Consider the following 15,811-nt stretch of genomic DNA (forward strand, 5'->3'; position numbering starts at 1 on the left):
AGGAGATTCCATCATGCTGCAGATCCGCAAGAGCGCTACCCGTGGCCTGGCCGAGCATGGCTGGCTGTCCTCGCGCCATACCTTCTCCTTCGCCAACTACTACGACCCCCGCTACGTCAGCTTCGGCCCGCTGCGGGTGATCAACGAAGACAAGGTGATCGGCGGCCAGGGCTTCGGCACCCACGGCCACAGCAACATGGAAATCATCTCCTACGTGCTGGGCGGTGCGCTGGAACACAAGGACTCGATGGGCACCGGTTCGGTGCTGCGCTATGGCGACGTGCAGCGCATGAGCGCCGGCAGCGGCGTCACCCACAGCGAATTCAACCACTCGGCCGACGAGACCGTGCACTTCCTGCAGATCTGGATCTTCCCGGACACCGAGAACATCGCGCCGTCCTACGAGGAGACCCACTTCGCGCCGGAGGCCAAGCGCGGCCAGCTGCGCCTGATCGCCTCGCCGGACGGTGCCGACGGTTCGCTGCGCATCCACCAGGATGCCCGCATCTTCGCCACCATTCTTGATGGCGGCCAGAAGCTGCATCACGCCCTCGGCAACGGTCGTGGCGCCTATGTGCAGGTGGCGCGTGGCCAGCTGCAGGTCAACGGCATCACCCTGGAAGCCGGCGATGCACTGCAGGTCAGCGACGAAGCCCAATTGACGCTGGAAAACGGCAACGATGCCGAAGTGCTGGTGTTCGACCTGCCGCTGTAACCACAAGGCCCTCGATGCTGCTGAGCATCGGGGGCCTTTTCGTAGAGCCCGGCCTGCGCCAGGCGTGCTACAGGAGGAGTGTTACCCACCGATGGCGGCGCAGGCCTCCAGGATCAGCGCGGTCACTTCCTTCGGCTGCGAGGCCAGCGAGGCATGGCTGGCATCCAGCTCCAGCAGGCGCTTGGGCTGCATTCTTGCGGCCATGGCTTTCTGGTTTTCCGGCGCGATCATGCGGTCGTGGCGGGACAGCTGGTACCAGCTCGGCCGGTGCTTCCACGCCGGATCGCTGACCGTGTCGCCGAAAGTGCTGGCCAGCGGCGCCTTCTGGGTCACCGCCATCACCCGGCCCTCGTCGGCACTCAGGTCCTGGCAGAAGCTCTCATGGAACTTGTCCGCACGCAGCCAGAGGTAGCCATCGCTGTCCGGTGCCAGATTCGGCGCCGCCTCCGGCAGGTGCTGCTGGGTGATGCCACCCGGGCTCTCGCCGGCATCAGGCGCGAAGGCAGCGATGTAAACCAGGCCCTTCACGTTGGGCTCGTTACCGGCCTGGCTGATCACCGCACCGCCGTAGGAGTGGCCGACCAGCAGCACCGGACCGTCGATCTGCCGGATCATTTTCTGGGTGCGTCCTGCGTCGTCGGCCAGCGACGTGAGCGGCAATTCCACCGCCTGCACCCGGTCGTGGCCGTTGCGATGCAGTTCCAGGATCACCTTGGCCCAGTGTGCGGCCCCGCCCCAGAATCCATGGACGAGGAGAATGGTCGGTGTCGTGCTCATGTACGGATCTCCGGCAGCGGCCGGCGGGGTGCCGACCGTGCAGCCACTGTCCGTGGGCGACGTTAATCGCTGGTGACGCGATCGGGTCACTGCAATCGTATGCGTCGCCCGATGTCACGCATGGCACTTGCCGCTCCGGCCTGAAAGCGTTTTCATAAAAGTCCCCTGGAGCTTCGCATCGCGCATGACGCCTTCATCCCCACGTGCCCAGCAGCACGCCACCCGTGCCGCCTTCTTCATTCCCGGATTCGCCACCGCCGCGTGGGCGCCGATGGTGCCCTACGCCAAGGCCAAGGCCGGGCTGTCCGACGCCAGCCTTGGCGCCGTGCTGCTGTGCCTCGGGCTCGGCTCGCTGCTGGCGATGCCGTTGGCGGGCGCGCTGACCGGGCGGCTGGGCTGCCGCCGGGTGATGGTGATCACCTGCGCGATGATGCTGTGCGCCCTGCCCTTGCTGGTGCTGGCGCCCTCGCCGGTGGCGCTGGGCGCGGCGCTGTTCGTGTTCGGCGCCGGCGTCGGTGCACTGGATTGTGCGATGAACATGCAGGCGGTCGCGGTAGAGCGCGACGCCGGGCGCGCAATGATGTCCGGCTTCCACGCCTTCTACAGCATCGGTGGCTTCGTCGGCGCCGGCTGCATGACCGGCCTGCTGATTCTGGGCACGCCGCTGTGGCTGGCCGCGCTGGCCTCAGTGGCAGCACTGCTGCTGGTTGCGGTTCTGTCGGCGCCGCACTGGCGCCCACAACGGATCCTGCATGAAGGACCGTTGCTGGCGCTGCCGCACGGCGTGGTGCTGTTCATCGGCGTGCTGGCCTTCGTGGTGTTCCTCGCCGAGGGCTCGATGCTGGACTGGAGCGCGGTGTTCCTGGCCGAAGTGCGGCAGGTGCCGCGTGACCAGGCCGGCGCCGGCTTCGCGCTGTTCACGCTGGCAATGACCGCGATGCGCCTGTTCGGCGACGGCATCGTCGAGCGCCTCGGACGGACCCGTACCCTGGTCTTCGGCGGCATCACCGCCGCAACAGGCTTCACCCTGGCCACGCTGGTGCCCTCGTTCCCGGTGGCGCTGGCCGGCTACGTGCTGGTCGGGCTGGGCTGCGCCAACATCGTGCCGGCACTGTTCTCGATGGCCGGCCAGCAGCGGGTGATGCCGGAGAGCATCGCCATCACTGCAGTGACCACACTGGGTTACGCCGGCATCCTCGCCGGCCCGGCGGCGATCGGTGCACTGGCACACGGCACCAGCCTCGGATTCGCCTTCCTTTGCGTGGCCGCGCTGCTGCTGGGCGTAGCCGCATCCGCGCGAGCACTGGCACGACGGGTGGCCTGACAAAAAAAGGGGACGGAGGGGATTAAGTCGCATCTGCCACGGGTGTGCTGCAAACGACTTAATCCCCTCCGTCCCCTTTTTCAGCCGTGTGCCAGCCATTCGGCCTGGGCCGGCAGCTGCGGCGCCGGGCATGCGCTCTGCGGGTGGTGCTCGTCGCGCGCCATCCAGTCGTCAACCACTCCGGCCAGCAGATCCAGCCGCAGCGGCAGGGTGATATGGTCTTCGCCGCGCATCTCGATGTAGTGCGCGCGCGGGTTGGCCTGGGCCAGTTCGCGGCCCTGGCTGACGGGTATGTGCTGATCGCCCTGCCCGTGCAGCAGCAGCACGCAGGCGCGGGTATCGGCCAGCGCACGCGCGACGTCGACGCGGTCCAGATCGACGTCGATGCGACGGCTGGCGTCGGCGATCACCTGGTTGATGTCCTGGCCGCCGTAGCGCCAGCGCGCGTACGACGCCATCGCCTGCGCCTTCAGGCCTTCCGGCTGCAGCCCCATCAGGTGCGGGATCATCGTGCGGATGGCCACGCCGGCGTTGGCGAAAGACTCCATCGCCACCACGCCTGCTATCTGATCGCCCAGCTTGTCGGCGGTGAACACTGCCGTGGCGGCGCCGTAGGATACGCCGAACAGGTACAGCGGGCCGGTCACTTCACCGCGTGCGCGCAGCTCGCCGATCACATCCACCACATCGTCCGATTCATAGGTGCCATAGCCCGACGGCCCAGTACCGGACTGTCCATGGTTGCGCAGGTCGAGCGTGACCACGCGGTAGCCGGATTCGGCCAGCTGCAACGACCACGGCAGCATCGAATCACCGTTCATCATCCAGCCGTGCAGCAGCACCACGGTACCGCGCGGTGCCTGCGCGCGGAACGGCCGCGGTACCGCCAGGCTCAGACCGGTATCCAGCGGCAGGCCGTTCTCGTGGCGCTGCGGCAGGTAGTGGTAACGCGCGCCGTAATCGCCCGGATCAAACACACGCCAGAAGATCGGCACGCCATCGCGGCCCCGCGCAAAGCCGTGGCGGTTGGGCAGTTCGGCGATGGCCGCGGCGATGCGCGGGCGATCGAGCAGGGTCGACACGCCACCTGGCGCGATCAGCCGATCGGCGAGCGAGGTGGACGAGGCATTGATCGAGGACGAGCATGCAGCCAGCCACAGGCCGGCGCACGCCAGCGACAACAGCAGCAGGCGCTTCATGGGCAATCAGGGAAAAGGTGCGACAGCGTGGCAGGTTAGCGACGCGCGCGTGGGCCATCTATCGCGCATGGATGACGGCTTGATGACAACGCAGGAACGATTCAGGTTGTCACAATGGCGCGATTGACCTCGGCATTGATCCGGATCAATGAATACGCCGGCACGATTGCCCACAGTGCCGCCATGCGCACCTCGTTCAAGCTTGCCATTGCCCTGGTCGCCACGCTGGCCGCCGCCTACGGCGTCGCCCGCACCACGCCCTACTGGTTCGCACCGCGACAGACCGCGCAGGTCGACATCCACGATCCGGCATTGATCGCGCAGGGACAATACCTGTCGCGCGCCGCAGACTGCGCGGCCTGCCACACCGCACCGGGTGGCAAGCCGTTCGCCGGTGGCCTCGGCATGCAGACGCCGATGGGCACGATCTACTCGACCAACATCACACCCGATCCGGACACCGGCATTGGTGCCTACGACTACGCCGACTTCGAGCGCGCGGTGCGCCGTGGCATCCGCCACGATGGCCAGCCGTTGTATCCGGCCATGCCGTACGCCTCGTATGTAATCGCCAGCGATGCCGAGGTCAAGGCGTTGTACGCCTACTTCATGGGCTCGGTGCAACCGGTGAAGCAGAACAACGCCGACAGCACCATCCCGTGGCCGGCCAACATGCGCTGGCCATTGGCCTGGTGGCAGCTGCTGTTCGCGCGCCCACGCAGCTTCAGCCCGGATCCGAAACTGGATGCCGGCCAGCAGCGCGGCGCTGAACTGGTTGAAGGCCTGGCCCATTGCGGTGCCTGCCATACGCCACGCGGCCTGGCCTTCCAGGAAAAGGCCATGGCCGACGATGGCAGCCGCCAGTTCCTGTCCGGCTCGGTGCTGGAAGGCTGGTATGCGAAGAACCTGCGCAATGAAGCGAGCGGCCTGGCCAGCTGGAGCGAGGGCGAGATCGTCGACTTCCTGCGCACCGGACGCACCGATCGGTCGGCGGCCTTCGGTGGCATGGCCGACGTGGTCGAGCACAGCACGCAGTACCTGTCCGACGCTGACCTGCTGGCGATGGCCCGCTACCTGAAGCAGCTGCCCGCCCGCGAAGGACGCAGCGCACAGTGGTCGCCCGGCAGCGACACGACCACCGCCGCACTGCGCAGCGGCGACTACCGCGTGGCCGGTTCGCTGGCCTATGCCGAGCACTGCCAGGCCTGCCACCGCGCCGACGGGCGCGGCATGCCGCGCGTCTATCCGGCCCTGGCCGGCAACTCGATCGTGTTCGCTGACGATCCCAGCTCGCTGGTGCAGGTGACCCTGATCGGTGGCCGCACGCCGCATACCCCGCACGACCGCATGGCCTTCACCATGCCCGGCTTCGAACAGCTGCCGAACGCGCAGCTGGCACAGATCCTGACCTTCATCCGCAGCAGCTGGGGCAACCAGGCCAGCGCAGTGAGCGAGGTCGACGTGGCGCGCATGCGCCGGGTGGTGCGCGACAAGCCGGTGCACTACGTTCCGCAGGAGGCCGCACGATGAAACGTTCGCGCAAACGCTCCCGCCTGCTGATCGGCAGTGCGATCACCCTGGTGCTGCTGGCCGGCGCCGGTACCCTCGCTTACCGCCATCTGTACCCGGATCTGGATGCCGCCGTGGCCAGCACGATCGATATCCTCGATGCACAGGGCAAGGTGGTCGGCCACTACCGTGCACCCAGCGCCGAAGAAATCGCCGGGCTCGGCAATGCCGAGTCGGTGATGCTCGGCCGCCGCCTCCTCAACGAGACCGCACGGCTGCTGCCGGACAACGTCGGCAACGATCTGAACTGCAACTCGTGCCACATGGCCGAAGGCAAGCGGCCGTTCGGCAATCACTACTTCAACACCGGCGGCGGCGCCTATCCGCGCTACATGCCGCGTCCGGGCAAGGTGATCGGGCTGACCGAGCGCATCAACGGCTGCCTGCAGCGTTCAATGAACGGCAAGCCGCTGCCGAAGGACTCGCCGCAGATGCGTGCGATGCTCGACTACATGGCGTGGCTGAGCAGCCCTGTGCCAGTGGGTGCAAGGGTGGCTGCCCCCAGTGAGGGGCCCATCGACAGCACGCTGGTCCCGGACCCGATCCGTGGCCAGGCGCTGTACGCCGTGCAGTGCGCTGCCTGCCATGGCGACAATGGCGAAGGCCGGCGCGACGCCAGCGGTGACATCGCGTTCCCGCCGCTATGGGGCGACCACAGCTTCAACATCGGCGCCGGCATGGCGCGCCTGTACAAGGCCGCCGGTTTCGTCAAACACAACATGCCGCCGGCAGTGACCCGTGAACCGCCACTGGGCCAGCAGGTGATGCCCGACCAGGATGCGGTGGACATCGCCAGCTACTTCATCAACCAGCCACGCCCGGACTTCGCCAACAAGGCCAAGGACTGGCCGCGCGACCCGAAACCCAAGGACGCGCGGTACTGAGCAGAAGCCATTGGAACCGGCCGTCACACAACACGGTTCCTGCTTCGCCGCGTCATGCCGATGTCATGGGCGCTGCCGACACTCCGGGGCTTCCCTCCCCTGAAGGTCCGGTTTCAATGCGAACGTTTGCGCGTTTTCCCCGTGTCTCGCTGCTTGCCGTGCTGATCGCCCCCGCCCTGGACGCCCTCGCAGAAGCACCGCAGGGCGATACGGGCGAAGCGCACAGCAGCGATGCCCGTACCCTGGACCAGGTACAGGTGATCGGCCAGGCCACCAGCTACGCCAAGACGTCGGTGCGCGCAGAGACACTGAACCGGCAGACGGTGATGAGCAGCGTCAACGATGCGCTGAACGAAGTGCCGGGCGTGGTGGTCAGCGAGGCCGACGCTACCGGTTCGTCGGTGTGGGGCACGCAGATCAGCATGCGTGGCTTCGTCACCAACCGCGATACGCAGCAGATCGGCACCACCATCGACGGCCTGCCCAACGGCGGCTCCGGCTACGGCGGCGGCTCGCTGGCCAACCGCTACATCGACACCCTCGACCTGGAGACGGTGGAAGTCAGCCAGGGCACCGCTGACATCTCCTCGCGCTCGAACGAAGCACTGGGAGGCACGCTCAACTTCCTTACCAGCGACCCGCTGCAGGACAGCCGCCTGCGCTTCGTGGTCGGTGCCGGTGACAACGAGGCGCGCAAGTACTACGTGCGCTACGACACCGGCCTGCTCGGCGGCCACACCCGCGCCTGGGTCAGCGCCTCCTCGTCGAAGGTGCACGACTGGATCGACGGCACCGGCCACGCCAGCAACAACCACATCGCCGGCAAGTTCATCACCGAACTGGATCGCTGGACCCTGACCGGCTACCTGTCCTACAACGATGCCGACGAGCCGGAATACACCAGCGTCTCACCGAGGGGCTTTGCCACCCATCCGGATCGCGACAACCTGGTCGGCACCCTCACCGGCATTCCCTATCTGGACCAGAACTTCCGTTCGGGCTCGCGTGCGCTGCGCGAGAACACCTTCGGTTACCTGCGTGCGGCCTTCGACGGCGGCAACGGGTTCAAGGCCTCGGTGGCCGCCTACGGGCACCGCATGCAAGGTCGTGGCGACTGGCTTCCACCCTACCTGGCGCAGGTCAGCGATGAGGGTGCGGGCCGCCCCGAATCGGAATATCTCGGTGGCAAAACCGTGTACGGCGGCAGCAACCGTGGCCAGATCTTCTTCGTCAATACCGATGGCAGCGCCGCGCAGCGCCTGGCCAGCTGCACCCCGCGCCTGGGCTTCACCGCCGAGTACGATCCGAACTGCTACGCGGGCAACGTGCTGGGCGCGCAGTCCTACCGCCACACCCACTACGACAACGACCGCATGGGCGTGACCGCCGACGTCGAATGGCGGCAGACCTTCGGTGCGATCGACAACACCATCCGTGGCGGCCTCTGGGTGGAGAAGCTGGACCGTTCGGCACGCCGTGACTGGCACCGCCTGCTCAACGTCGGCCAGGACATCGCCTTCGACCACCAGCCGTACTGGGTGCAGTTCGAGGACAAGTACAAGGTCAACGAGCAGATGTACTACGTCGAGGACGTGGCCCGCTTCGGTCCGTTCAGCGCGCGCCTGGGCGTGAAGCAGTTCTTCGTCGACCAGTCGCGCCGCCGCGTGATCGGTGCCAGCGAGCACGTCAAATCCGATTCCAGGTCCGATCCACTGTTGTCCACCGGCGTCACCTGGGCACCGGGTGTGGAAGGCATGGAGCTGTTCGCCGGCTTCTCGCAGAACTTCGCCGCCATCCCCTCCGGCGTGCTTGGCGAGACCGACCCGCAGCGCTTCCGCAACGTCGAGCCCGAAACCGCCGACAACATTGAAGTGGGCATGCGCATCAGCCGCTGGCCGCTGACCGCCTCGGTCACGCTTTACAACATCAAGTTCGACAACCGCATCGTCTATCTGCCGGCAGGTTTCGTCAGTGGCATCGACTACCTGGGCGAGACCGATGGTGTCTACGAGAACTTCGGCGGCGTGGAAAGCAACGGCCTGGAAGCCGCGTTCGGCTATGGGTGGAACAACGGCTGGCGGATCAACGCGGCCTACACCTACAACCGCTCCAAGTACCTGGGCAGCGGCAATGCCGCGCGTGATGCCCAGCTGGGCATCGTCGACGGCGCCAAGGTGATCGGCCAGCCGGAGAACACCCTGGTGCTGTCGGCCGACTGGCAGGGCGCCAACTGGAACTTCGGCCTGTCCGGCCGTTACCTGGGCACGCGCTACCTTGATGCCGCCAACGTCAAGACGCTGCCCTCGGCCACCGTGTTCAACGCCAACATCGGCTTCGACCTGCAGGGGCTGTCGCCGCGTCTGAAGGGCATGGGTGCCAACCTGGTGGTGAGCAATCTCACCGACAAGCGGTATCTTGCAGGGGTGGACGGCCGCGACAACGCCTTCATCGGCGCTCCGCGCACCGTCGGCATCTCCTTCCGCGTGGACCTGTGAGTGAGCCCGTGACCGATATCGGCCGACGCCGGTTGTTGCAGGCCGGCGTTGCCGCCGGCCTTTCTCCGCTGCTGCCCAGCATCGCCCGGGCCGCAGCGATCGCCCCTGCCGCGCAGACGCGCAGCCTGGAAGACCTGCAGCACATCGTGGTGTTCATGCAGGAGAACCGTTCGTTCGACCACTACTTCGGCACGCTGCCGGGGGTACGTGGCTTCGGTGATCGGTTCGTCGCCCCGGCCGCCGCGCTGCAAGCCGGTGGCCGCACCCGCAGCCTGTGGCTGCAGCCCGATGCCAGCGGCACGCGGGCGATCGCGCCGTTCCCGCTGGATACCGCCGCGCACTTCGGCTACATGCGCGTGGAAGGTACGCCGCATACCTGGCCCGATGCGCAGCGCGCCTGGGACCACGGCCGCATGGGGCAATGGCCGAAGGCCAAGCAGAACCACTCGATGGGCTACTTCCAGCGCAGCGACCTGCCGTTCCAGTTCGCGCTGGCCGATGCCTTCACGATCTGCGATGCGTACCACTGCGCCATGCAGGCCGGCACCAACCCGAACCGGGTGTTCCTGTGGACCGGCCACAACGATGCACAGGCCCGTGCCGGTGGCCCGGTAATCGCCAACTCGCATGACAATTTCCCTGAACAGGGTGGGCACCCGGCGTCGTACCGCTGGACCAGCTATGTCGAGCGTCTGCAGAAGGCTGGCGTTTCCTGGCAGATCTACCAGGACATGGCCGACAACTTCACCGACAACCCGCTGGCGGGTTTCGAGGCCTTCCGCCAGGCCCACCGCGCGGCGCCAGGGCATGACCCGCAGCTGCGCGCGCGCGGGGTCAGCACGCGGGGCCTGACGCAGCTGCGTCAGGACGTCATTGACGGGCGCCTGCCGCAGGTCAGCTTCATCATCGCCGACGCGGCAGGCAGCGAACATCCCGGCCCGTCCAGCCCGGCACAGGGCGCGGCCTATACCGCACGCGTGCTGGATGCACTGACCGCCGATCCGGACGTGTGGAGCCGCACCGCCCTGCTGCTGATGTTCGACGAGAACGATGGCTTCTTCGACCACATGCCGCCCCCTGCCCCGCCTTCGCCGGTGGACGGTGGCTGGGCGGGTGTGTCCTCGGTCAGCACCGAAGGCGAGTACCACCGGCACCCGGCACCGGGTGACGAAAAGTACGATCTCGCCGAACTGCGCGGGCGCCCGTACGGTCTGGGACCGCGCGTGCCCCTGTACGTGATCTCGCCGTGGAGTCGCGGCGGCTGGGTCGATTCGCAGGTGTACGACCACACCTCGGTCATACGGCTGATCGAGCGCCGCTTTGGCGTGCCCGCACTGGACATCTCGCCGTGGCGCCGCGCGGTCTGCGGCGACCTCAGCAATGCGTTCGACTTTGCCCAGCGCGATACCCGCCCGTTCGTCCGCGGCCTGCCGGACATGAGTGCGGTTGCCGCACGCGCCGCTGCCTTGCCGGGACGCACCGTGCCCACGCTGCCAGAGGGGCTGAAACCAGCGAAACAGGAAAGCGGTGTACGCCCGGCGCGTGCCCTGCCCTACCGGCCGCAGGCATCGATCGCTGCGGTCGACGCTGCGGGCGTGGACCTGACGTTGTCCTGCGAAGGCGCAGCGGCTGTGCTGCATGTCTACGACCGGCTGCGGCTGGATGCGGTGCCACGCCGCTACACGCTGCTGCCCGGTAGGCCGCTGCGCGAGCGCTGGCCGCTGGATGCCCAGGGCCGCTATGACCTGTGGTTGCTCGGCCCGAACGGCTTCCACCGCCACTTCCAGGGAGCGGCCACGGGTCCTGCCGTGCAGGCTTCAATCGATCGCGTCGATGACCAACTGCGGCTCCGCCTGCGCAATCTGGGTGACAGTGCACAGCAGGTGCGCGTGCACGGCGGCACCTATGCAGGACACATGCCCGAACAGACATTGGCGCTGCCCGCACATGCGCAGACTTCATTGGCGTGGGATGCTACGCCTACCGCCGGCTGGTATGACCTGCGCGTCAGCGCGGGTGGGAGTGTGCTGCGTTTGGCCGGCCGCGCCGAGGATGGGCGCCCCGGCACCAGTGACCCGGCGATGGGCACCGAGCCGCTGCGGTTCGAGCACGATTGAAGAATCCGTGTAGAGCCGAGCCCATGCTCGGCTGCTTTCGCCCTGGTCGCATTGCCCCGAAAAAAGCAGCCGAGCGTGGGCTCGGCTCTACAGCGCAGACCGGTAGATTCAGGCCTCCTGCAGCCCCGGCCGGCCGTGCTCCACCGCGTAGCGCTTCCAGCTCTGCATGGTACCGTTCGGTCGCATCACCGTATCCAGCGTCTTCATGTCGCCGATCCACGCATCGCGGGTGACATCGCACAGCACGTAGCCACGCTTGTCGGTGGTCGCCTTCAGATAGGGGCTGTGGGCAAGCTGATTCCTGGCATACGCGTCCACACCCTGGCCATCGGCGCCGGAGGTGATCGACGTGGCGAGGAACTCGCTGGAGACCACGCCCGAGTCACGGTGGTCCTGCACCAGATCGCTGGCATAGTGGCGATGCGCGTCGCCGCAGGCGGTCACCACGTTGCCGAAGCCCACCTTCTCGATGTGGTCGAGCAGGCGCCGGCGGCTGTCCAGATAGCCCGACCACTGATCGTCGGACGACTGCACCACCCCATCCTTCTCGCGCATGTAGTTGCCCAGCGCCACCTGGTGGGCGATGGTGTGCCAGCGCGGTGCGGCATCGGCCAGGCCGTCGAACAGCCAGCGCTCCTGCTTCGCCCCCACAATGCTGCGCTCCGGCGATTCCACTTCCTCACGCAGCGCCATGCTCACCTGCTTGCTGCGGTACTGGCGGGTGTCGAGCAGGTGCAGGTCCATCAGCGTGCCGTAGCGTGCACGTCGGTACATCTGCATGTGGCCATCGCGCGGGAATGCCGAACGGCGCAACGGCATGTTCTCGTAGTAGGCCTGGAACGCCTGTGCGCGGCGCAGCAGGAATACTTCGCTGGGCGTGTCATCCTGGTCTTCGGCGCCGGCCCAGTTGTTGTCCACTTCATGGTCGTCAAAGGTGACGAACCACGGTGCCGCCGCATGCGCGGCCTGCAGGTCGGCATCGCTCTTGTACTGGGCGTAGCGGCGGCGGTAATCATCCAGCGTGTAGATCTGCGGGCCGACGTGGTTGCGCAGGTTGGTGAACGGCTGTCCGTTCATCTTCCGCAGGCCCGGCTGGCTTTCGCCTTCGTAGATGTAGTCACCGTAGTGGAAGACGAAATCGAGTGGTTCCTCGGCGATGCGTCGCCACGCGGTGTAGTGGCCTTCTTCGTAATGCTGGCAACCGGCCACCACGAAGCGAACGCGATCCACCGCTGCCGTGGCTGCCGGCAGCGTGCGCGTGCAACCCACTGCGCTGGCGTGGCCGCCTACGGTGAAGCGGTACCAGTAGGGCCGTCCGGGCGCCAGCCCGTCCAGCTCCACGTGCACCGCGTGGCCGAGTTCGGGATGCGCCATTGCCGAACCCTGGCGTACCACTCTGCGCATGCCTTCGTCTGCTGCCAGCTGCCACTCGACCACCATCGGCCGGGCCGGCATGCCACCGCCGAACACCAGCGGCTCGGTCGCCAGCCGTGTCCACAGCACCATGCCATCGGCCGAGGGATCACCCGAGGCCACGCCCAGGGTGAAGGGCGTGCTGGCAAAGCGCGGCTTGGCCAGCAGGTTGCGCAGGTTCAGCGCGGTGGCATCGGCCTGCGCGGCCAGCGCGTGTGCCGTGCCCATCCAGGCGCCGGCAGCAGACAGGCCGGCCAGGGCCAGGAATCGCCTGCGATTGATCGTATCCACGGCGCTGCCCTCAGTTGTAGATGATGTGGAAGTAGAAGAAGCGGCCGTAGTCGTCGATCTCGGTACGGAAGCGCCCATTCGGGCCGGTGCTGTAGGTCGGCTGGGTGTTGAACAGGTTCTTGGCTTCGTACTTCAGCGTCACGTGCCTGCCGACCTTGTGGCTGAAGGCCATGTTGAACGTCATGTACGGGTCGTAGTACGAATCCAGCCATTCGGTGTCACCGAAGTCGACCAGCATCCGGCTGCGGTAGGTTCCGGAAAGACGCAGCTGCGCGCTCCTCCACGGCATGCGCCAGATCAACGAACCATTGAGCGACCAGTCCGGCTGGTACAGCAGGCGATCCAGGCGGCGCGCGGTGCCATCACTGATGCGGTAGTCGGTCTGCCCTTCCAGCCGCGTGGCGTTGAAGTACATGTCGAAGCGCTGGCGGCCCCACTGCAGGTTGCGGTTGGCCACCGCGAACTCGACACCGCGCAGCTTCGACTCATCGGTGTTCATCGGCTGGGTGACCCGATAGCGGGTATCACCCACGTTCTCGAAGGTGGTCAGGGTGTAGATGTCGTCCTTGATCACCTTGTCGAACAACGCCACCGAGACCAAGCCGTTGTTGCCGTTGAAGTACAGGTCCCATGCAAGGTCGATGTTGGTGGAACGGCGCGGCTGCAGATCGGCATTGCCCTGCTTGATGGTGCAGAAGCCCCTGCCCTCCTCGTCATCGCCACAGCTCGTGCTGGTGGCCTGGGCGATGTTGCTCGGCGTCGGCCGGCCCAGCGTGCGGCTGGCGGAGAAGCGCAGGCGCTGGTCCTCGGTGAGCTTGAAGGTTGCGTTCAACGAGGGCAGCAGGTTGTTGTAGCCACCGCTCGTGTTGCGGAACGCAGAGGTATAGGTAGCGCCGCCATCATCGCTGAACGGACTGTAGGCATCGAAGCGGGTGTGGTCGTAGCGCAGGCCGCCGATCAGCAGCAGCCGGTCCCAGGCGTAGTGCGCGGATACATAGGCATTGGTGATGTCCTCCACGTACTTGTAGTCGCTGGTGAAGTTGGCATTCGGATACGCCGCATTGTTGCTGCCCAGTTTCGGCAGCAGTTCCTCGGTCCACTTGCGGTTGTCGATCAGCGGGAAGCCGGGCACGCTGCCCAACAGCGTCGATCCCGGATACAGGTAGTCGTTGAGCGTGGCGCTGCTCTTGAAGTAGTCGAAGTCGATGTCCTGCCAGATCTTCAGGTGGCGGTACTCGGCGCCGGTGGCCAGGCCGAAGCCACGCGCATCGGCGTCGATGTTGTAGCTGAAATCGGCGCGCAGGTTGTCGATGCTCTCCTTGGCATCGCGCGGGGAGACGTAGGCCTGCGCCGGATTGAGCTTGAATGCGGAACTGGTCAGCAGGCTGGAATCGGAAACCGCCACCGCGTTGGGGAACCCGTGGCTGTCGTTCTCGTAGTCGACGAACAGATTGCTGGGGTAGGCGCGCACACCCCAGTAGACCTGGTTGTTGTGGAAGGTCTCTTCGGTATGGCCGCCACGCAGGGTCAGCCGCGAACGGTCGCCCATGTCCCAGTTGAAACTGGCGATGGCACCACGGTTGCTGCGGTCCCAGCGGTCGTGACGGTTCTTGATGTAGATGCTGTTGATCTGGGTGGTGCCGCTGTCCTCGGTCTGGTTGCGGATCGGGAACTTGGCATTGCCGTACAGATCGGTCTTGTTCATCGTCGAGTTCTCGTAGAACCGGTACGAGTACAGCAGCAGCGATGCGTAGAACGGATCATCCGAGGGCTTCCACTCAAGCTTGGCGGAGCCACCGAAGTTGGTGATGAAGTTGGTATAGGTGCCGGTGCTGAAGTTGCCAGGCGCACGCAGCCCGTTCCAGCCCTTGGCCTCGTCCGGACCGGTGGTACCGTCGGTGAGGTATTTGCCAGCGTCGTTGTAGTAGTAGTTCGACTCCACCCAGCGCTTGACGCTGTTGCGTGAACGCTGCTCGTAGCGTGCCACCGCAACGATGCCGAACTCCTGGTCGGCGCCGAACTGGTTGGAGAACACCATCTTGGCGCTCTTGCCGAAGTGGCCCAGAGTCTCGTGGTTGCCGCCTGCGCTGCGCTCGACGTTGGTCTCGGCGGTGGAATAGATGCCCGCCACATCGGCAAACACGTACTTGCCGGACCGGTCGAAAGCACTGCGGCTGATGATGTCGATCACGCCGCCGATCGCATCCGGTGCCTGCTCCGCACTGAAGCTCTTGTAGATGTCGGTACGGGTGCCGATGTCGCTGGGAATCAGCTGCAGGTTGTTCATTCGCTCGCCGGAGCCACTGCCTCCCACGCTGGCAATCGCGATGCCATCGATGGTGGTGTAGTTGAGGTTGGCCTGTACGCCGCGCACGGTCACGTAACGTGGCTCGCCGGCATCCTCCACCGCACTCAGGCCTGGAGCGGCCATCAGGCTCTCGGCCAGGGTCTCGTCGCCGTAGCTGTCCATCTCGTCGTACACCACCGAATCCTTGATCACCGGTGAGCGCTTCTTCTGGTCGATGACCTCATGTGCAGCAATCACCTTCACCGTGTCCAGGGTCGGCGCCACCATTGCCTCGGCCTCGCGCGGCTTCGGCGCGGCCGGCTTCGGTTGGTTGCGTGCTGGCGCCGGATCGATGGCGATGACATTGCCATCGACCACGGTGTACCCCAGGCCGGTACCGGCCAGCAGCGCGTCCAGCGCCTGCCTGACGGTGGCACCGCGCGGCACCGCACCGGCCATGCGGGCATCACCGCCGGCCGAGTACAGGAACTGCACCCCGGAACTGCGCGACAACTGCTCCAGCGCACGCGCCAACGGCTGCGCCGCGATCGGCGTGGATACACGCGCCTCCAGGCCATCGGCACCGGCGGCGAAGGCCAGCGGCACGCTGCAGGGAGACAGGGCGAGGATGATCGACAGGTAGAGCGTGTTGCGCATCACGGGTCCTTGGAAGAGAGAGAAGGCAGCAGGCGCCGCTGCGTGGCTCGGCAGCGGCTTCTCCCAAGTAAGAGCCCGCATCC

10 protein-coding genes are annotated in these 15,811 nt (G+C 66.3%); 6 read left to right on the top strand and 4 right to left on the bottom strand.

The window, feature by feature from the left end; all coding sequences use genetic code 11:
* The first annotated feature begins 13 nt into the window (after positions 1–13).
* Positions 14–715: a pirin family protein gene (locus tag AC5P8J_RS00645; RefSeq protein ID WP_134730680.1), complete on the top strand. Its 702-nt coding sequence runs from the start codon at positions 14–16 to the stop codon at positions 713–715.
* Between the two features lie 81 nt (positions 716–796).
* On the opposite strand, the gene AC5P8J_RS00650 is transcribed toward AC5P8J_RS00645, so the two are convergent.
* Positions 797–1,492, bottom strand: a complete 696-nt coding sequence (locus AC5P8J_RS00650; RefSeq protein ID WP_019658847.1) for an alpha/beta hydrolase — start codon at positions 1,490–1,492, stop codon at positions 797–799.
* A gap of 184 nt (positions 1,493–1,676) precedes the next feature.
* Here AC5P8J_RS00650 and AC5P8J_RS00655 point away from each other — a divergent pair, with 184 nt between their 5' ends.
* Positions 1,677–2,816 (top strand): MFS transporter, encoded by a 1,140-nt coding sequence (locus AC5P8J_RS00655; RefSeq protein ID WP_134730682.1) that lies wholly within the window; start codon positions 1,677–1,679, stop codon positions 2,814–2,816.
* An 80-nt stretch (positions 2,817–2,896) separates the two neighbouring features.
* Here AC5P8J_RS00655 and AC5P8J_RS00660 read toward each other — a convergent pair whose 3' ends face one another.
* Positions 2,897–4,015, bottom strand: coding sequence for an alpha/beta hydrolase (locus tag AC5P8J_RS00660; RefSeq protein WP_134730684.1), 1,119 nt, complete (start codon positions 4,013–4,015; stop codon positions 2,897–2,899).
* Between the two features lie 183 nt (positions 4,016–4,198).
* On the opposite strand from AC5P8J_RS00660, the gene AC5P8J_RS00665 reads away from it, so the two are divergent.
* The 4 genes from AC5P8J_RS00665 (at position 4,199) to AC5P8J_RS00680 (ending at position 11,080) form a co-directional block, all read left to right on the top strand.
* Complete coding sequence (locus tag AC5P8J_RS00665; protein WP_134730708.1) at positions 4,199–5,545, top strand: c-type cytochrome; 1,347 nt, start codon at positions 4,199–4,201, stop codon at positions 5,543–5,545.
* Positions 5,542–6,468, top strand: a complete 927-nt coding sequence (locus tag AC5P8J_RS00670) for a c-type cytochrome (protein ID WP_019658851.1) — start codon at positions 5,542–5,544, stop codon at positions 6,466–6,468. The genes AC5P8J_RS00665 and AC5P8J_RS00670 overlap by 4 nt, the downstream gene beginning before the upstream one ends.
* A gap of 116 nt (positions 6,469–6,584) precedes the next feature.
* Positions 6,585–8,963: a TonB-dependent receptor gene (locus AC5P8J_RS00675; RefSeq protein WP_134730686.1), complete on the top strand. Its 2,379-nt coding sequence runs from the start codon at positions 6,585–6,587 to the stop codon at positions 8,961–8,963.
* 8 nt (positions 8,964–8,971) lie between these two features.
* The gene (locus AC5P8J_RS00680) at positions 8,972–11,080 is read left to right on the top strand and encodes a phosphocholine-specific phospholipase C (RefSeq protein WP_134730688.1); all 2,109 of its coding nucleotides are present in this window, start codon (positions 8,972–8,974) and stop codon (positions 11,078–11,080) included.
* Positions 11,081–11,188: 108 nt separating this feature from the next.
* On the opposite strand, the gene AC5P8J_RS00685 is transcribed toward AC5P8J_RS00680, so the two are convergent.
* Together AC5P8J_RS00685 and AC5P8J_RS00690 are read right to left on the bottom strand one after the other, a co-directional pair.
* Positions 11,189–12,784, bottom strand: a complete 1,596-nt coding sequence (locus AC5P8J_RS00685) for an alkaline phosphatase D family protein (protein ID WP_346473986.1) — start codon at positions 12,782–12,784, stop codon at positions 11,189–11,191.
* Positions 12,785–12,794: 10 nt separating this feature from the next.
* The gene (locus AC5P8J_RS00690; protein ID WP_227843928.1) at positions 12,795–15,728 is read right to left on the bottom strand and encodes a TonB-dependent receptor; all 2,934 of its coding nucleotides are present in this window, start codon (positions 15,726–15,728) and stop codon (positions 12,795–12,797) included.
* Between the last annotated feature and the right edge of the window lie 83 nt (positions 15,729–15,811).

This window comes from Stenotrophomonas sp. YJH_SMC_37, assembly GCF_059370035.1.

Coding starts and splice junctions, on each gene's coding strand:
- AC5P8J_RS00665 (WP_134730708.1), top strand. CDS start 4,199: ATGCGCACCTCGTTCAAGCTTGCCATTGCCCTGGTCGCCACGCTGGCC.
- AC5P8J_RS00645 (WP_134730680.1), top strand. CDS start 14: ATGCTGCAGATCCGCAAGAGCGCTACCCGTGGCCTGGCCGAGCATGGC.
- AC5P8J_RS00675 (WP_134730686.1), top strand. CDS start 6,585: ATGCGAACGTTTGCGCGTTTTCCCCGTGTCTCGCTGCTTGCCGTGCTG.
- AC5P8J_RS00690 (WP_227843928.1), bottom strand. CDS start 15,728: ATGCGCAACACGCTCTACCTGTCGATCATCCTCGCCCTGTCTCCCTGC.
- AC5P8J_RS00650 (WP_019658847.1), bottom strand. CDS start 1,492: ATGAGCACGACACCGACCATTCTCCTCGTCCATGGATTCTGGGGCGGG.
- AC5P8J_RS00670 (WP_019658851.1), top strand. CDS start 5,542: ATGAAACGTTCGCGCAAACGCTCCCGCCTGCTGATCGGCAGTGCGATC.
- AC5P8J_RS00655 (WP_134730682.1), top strand. CDS start 1,677: ATGACGCCTTCATCCCCACGTGCCCAGCAGCACGCCACCCGTGCCGCC.
- AC5P8J_RS00660 (WP_134730684.1), bottom strand. CDS start 4,015: ATGAAGCGCCTGCTGCTGTTGTCGCTGGCGTGCGCCGGCCTGTGGCTG.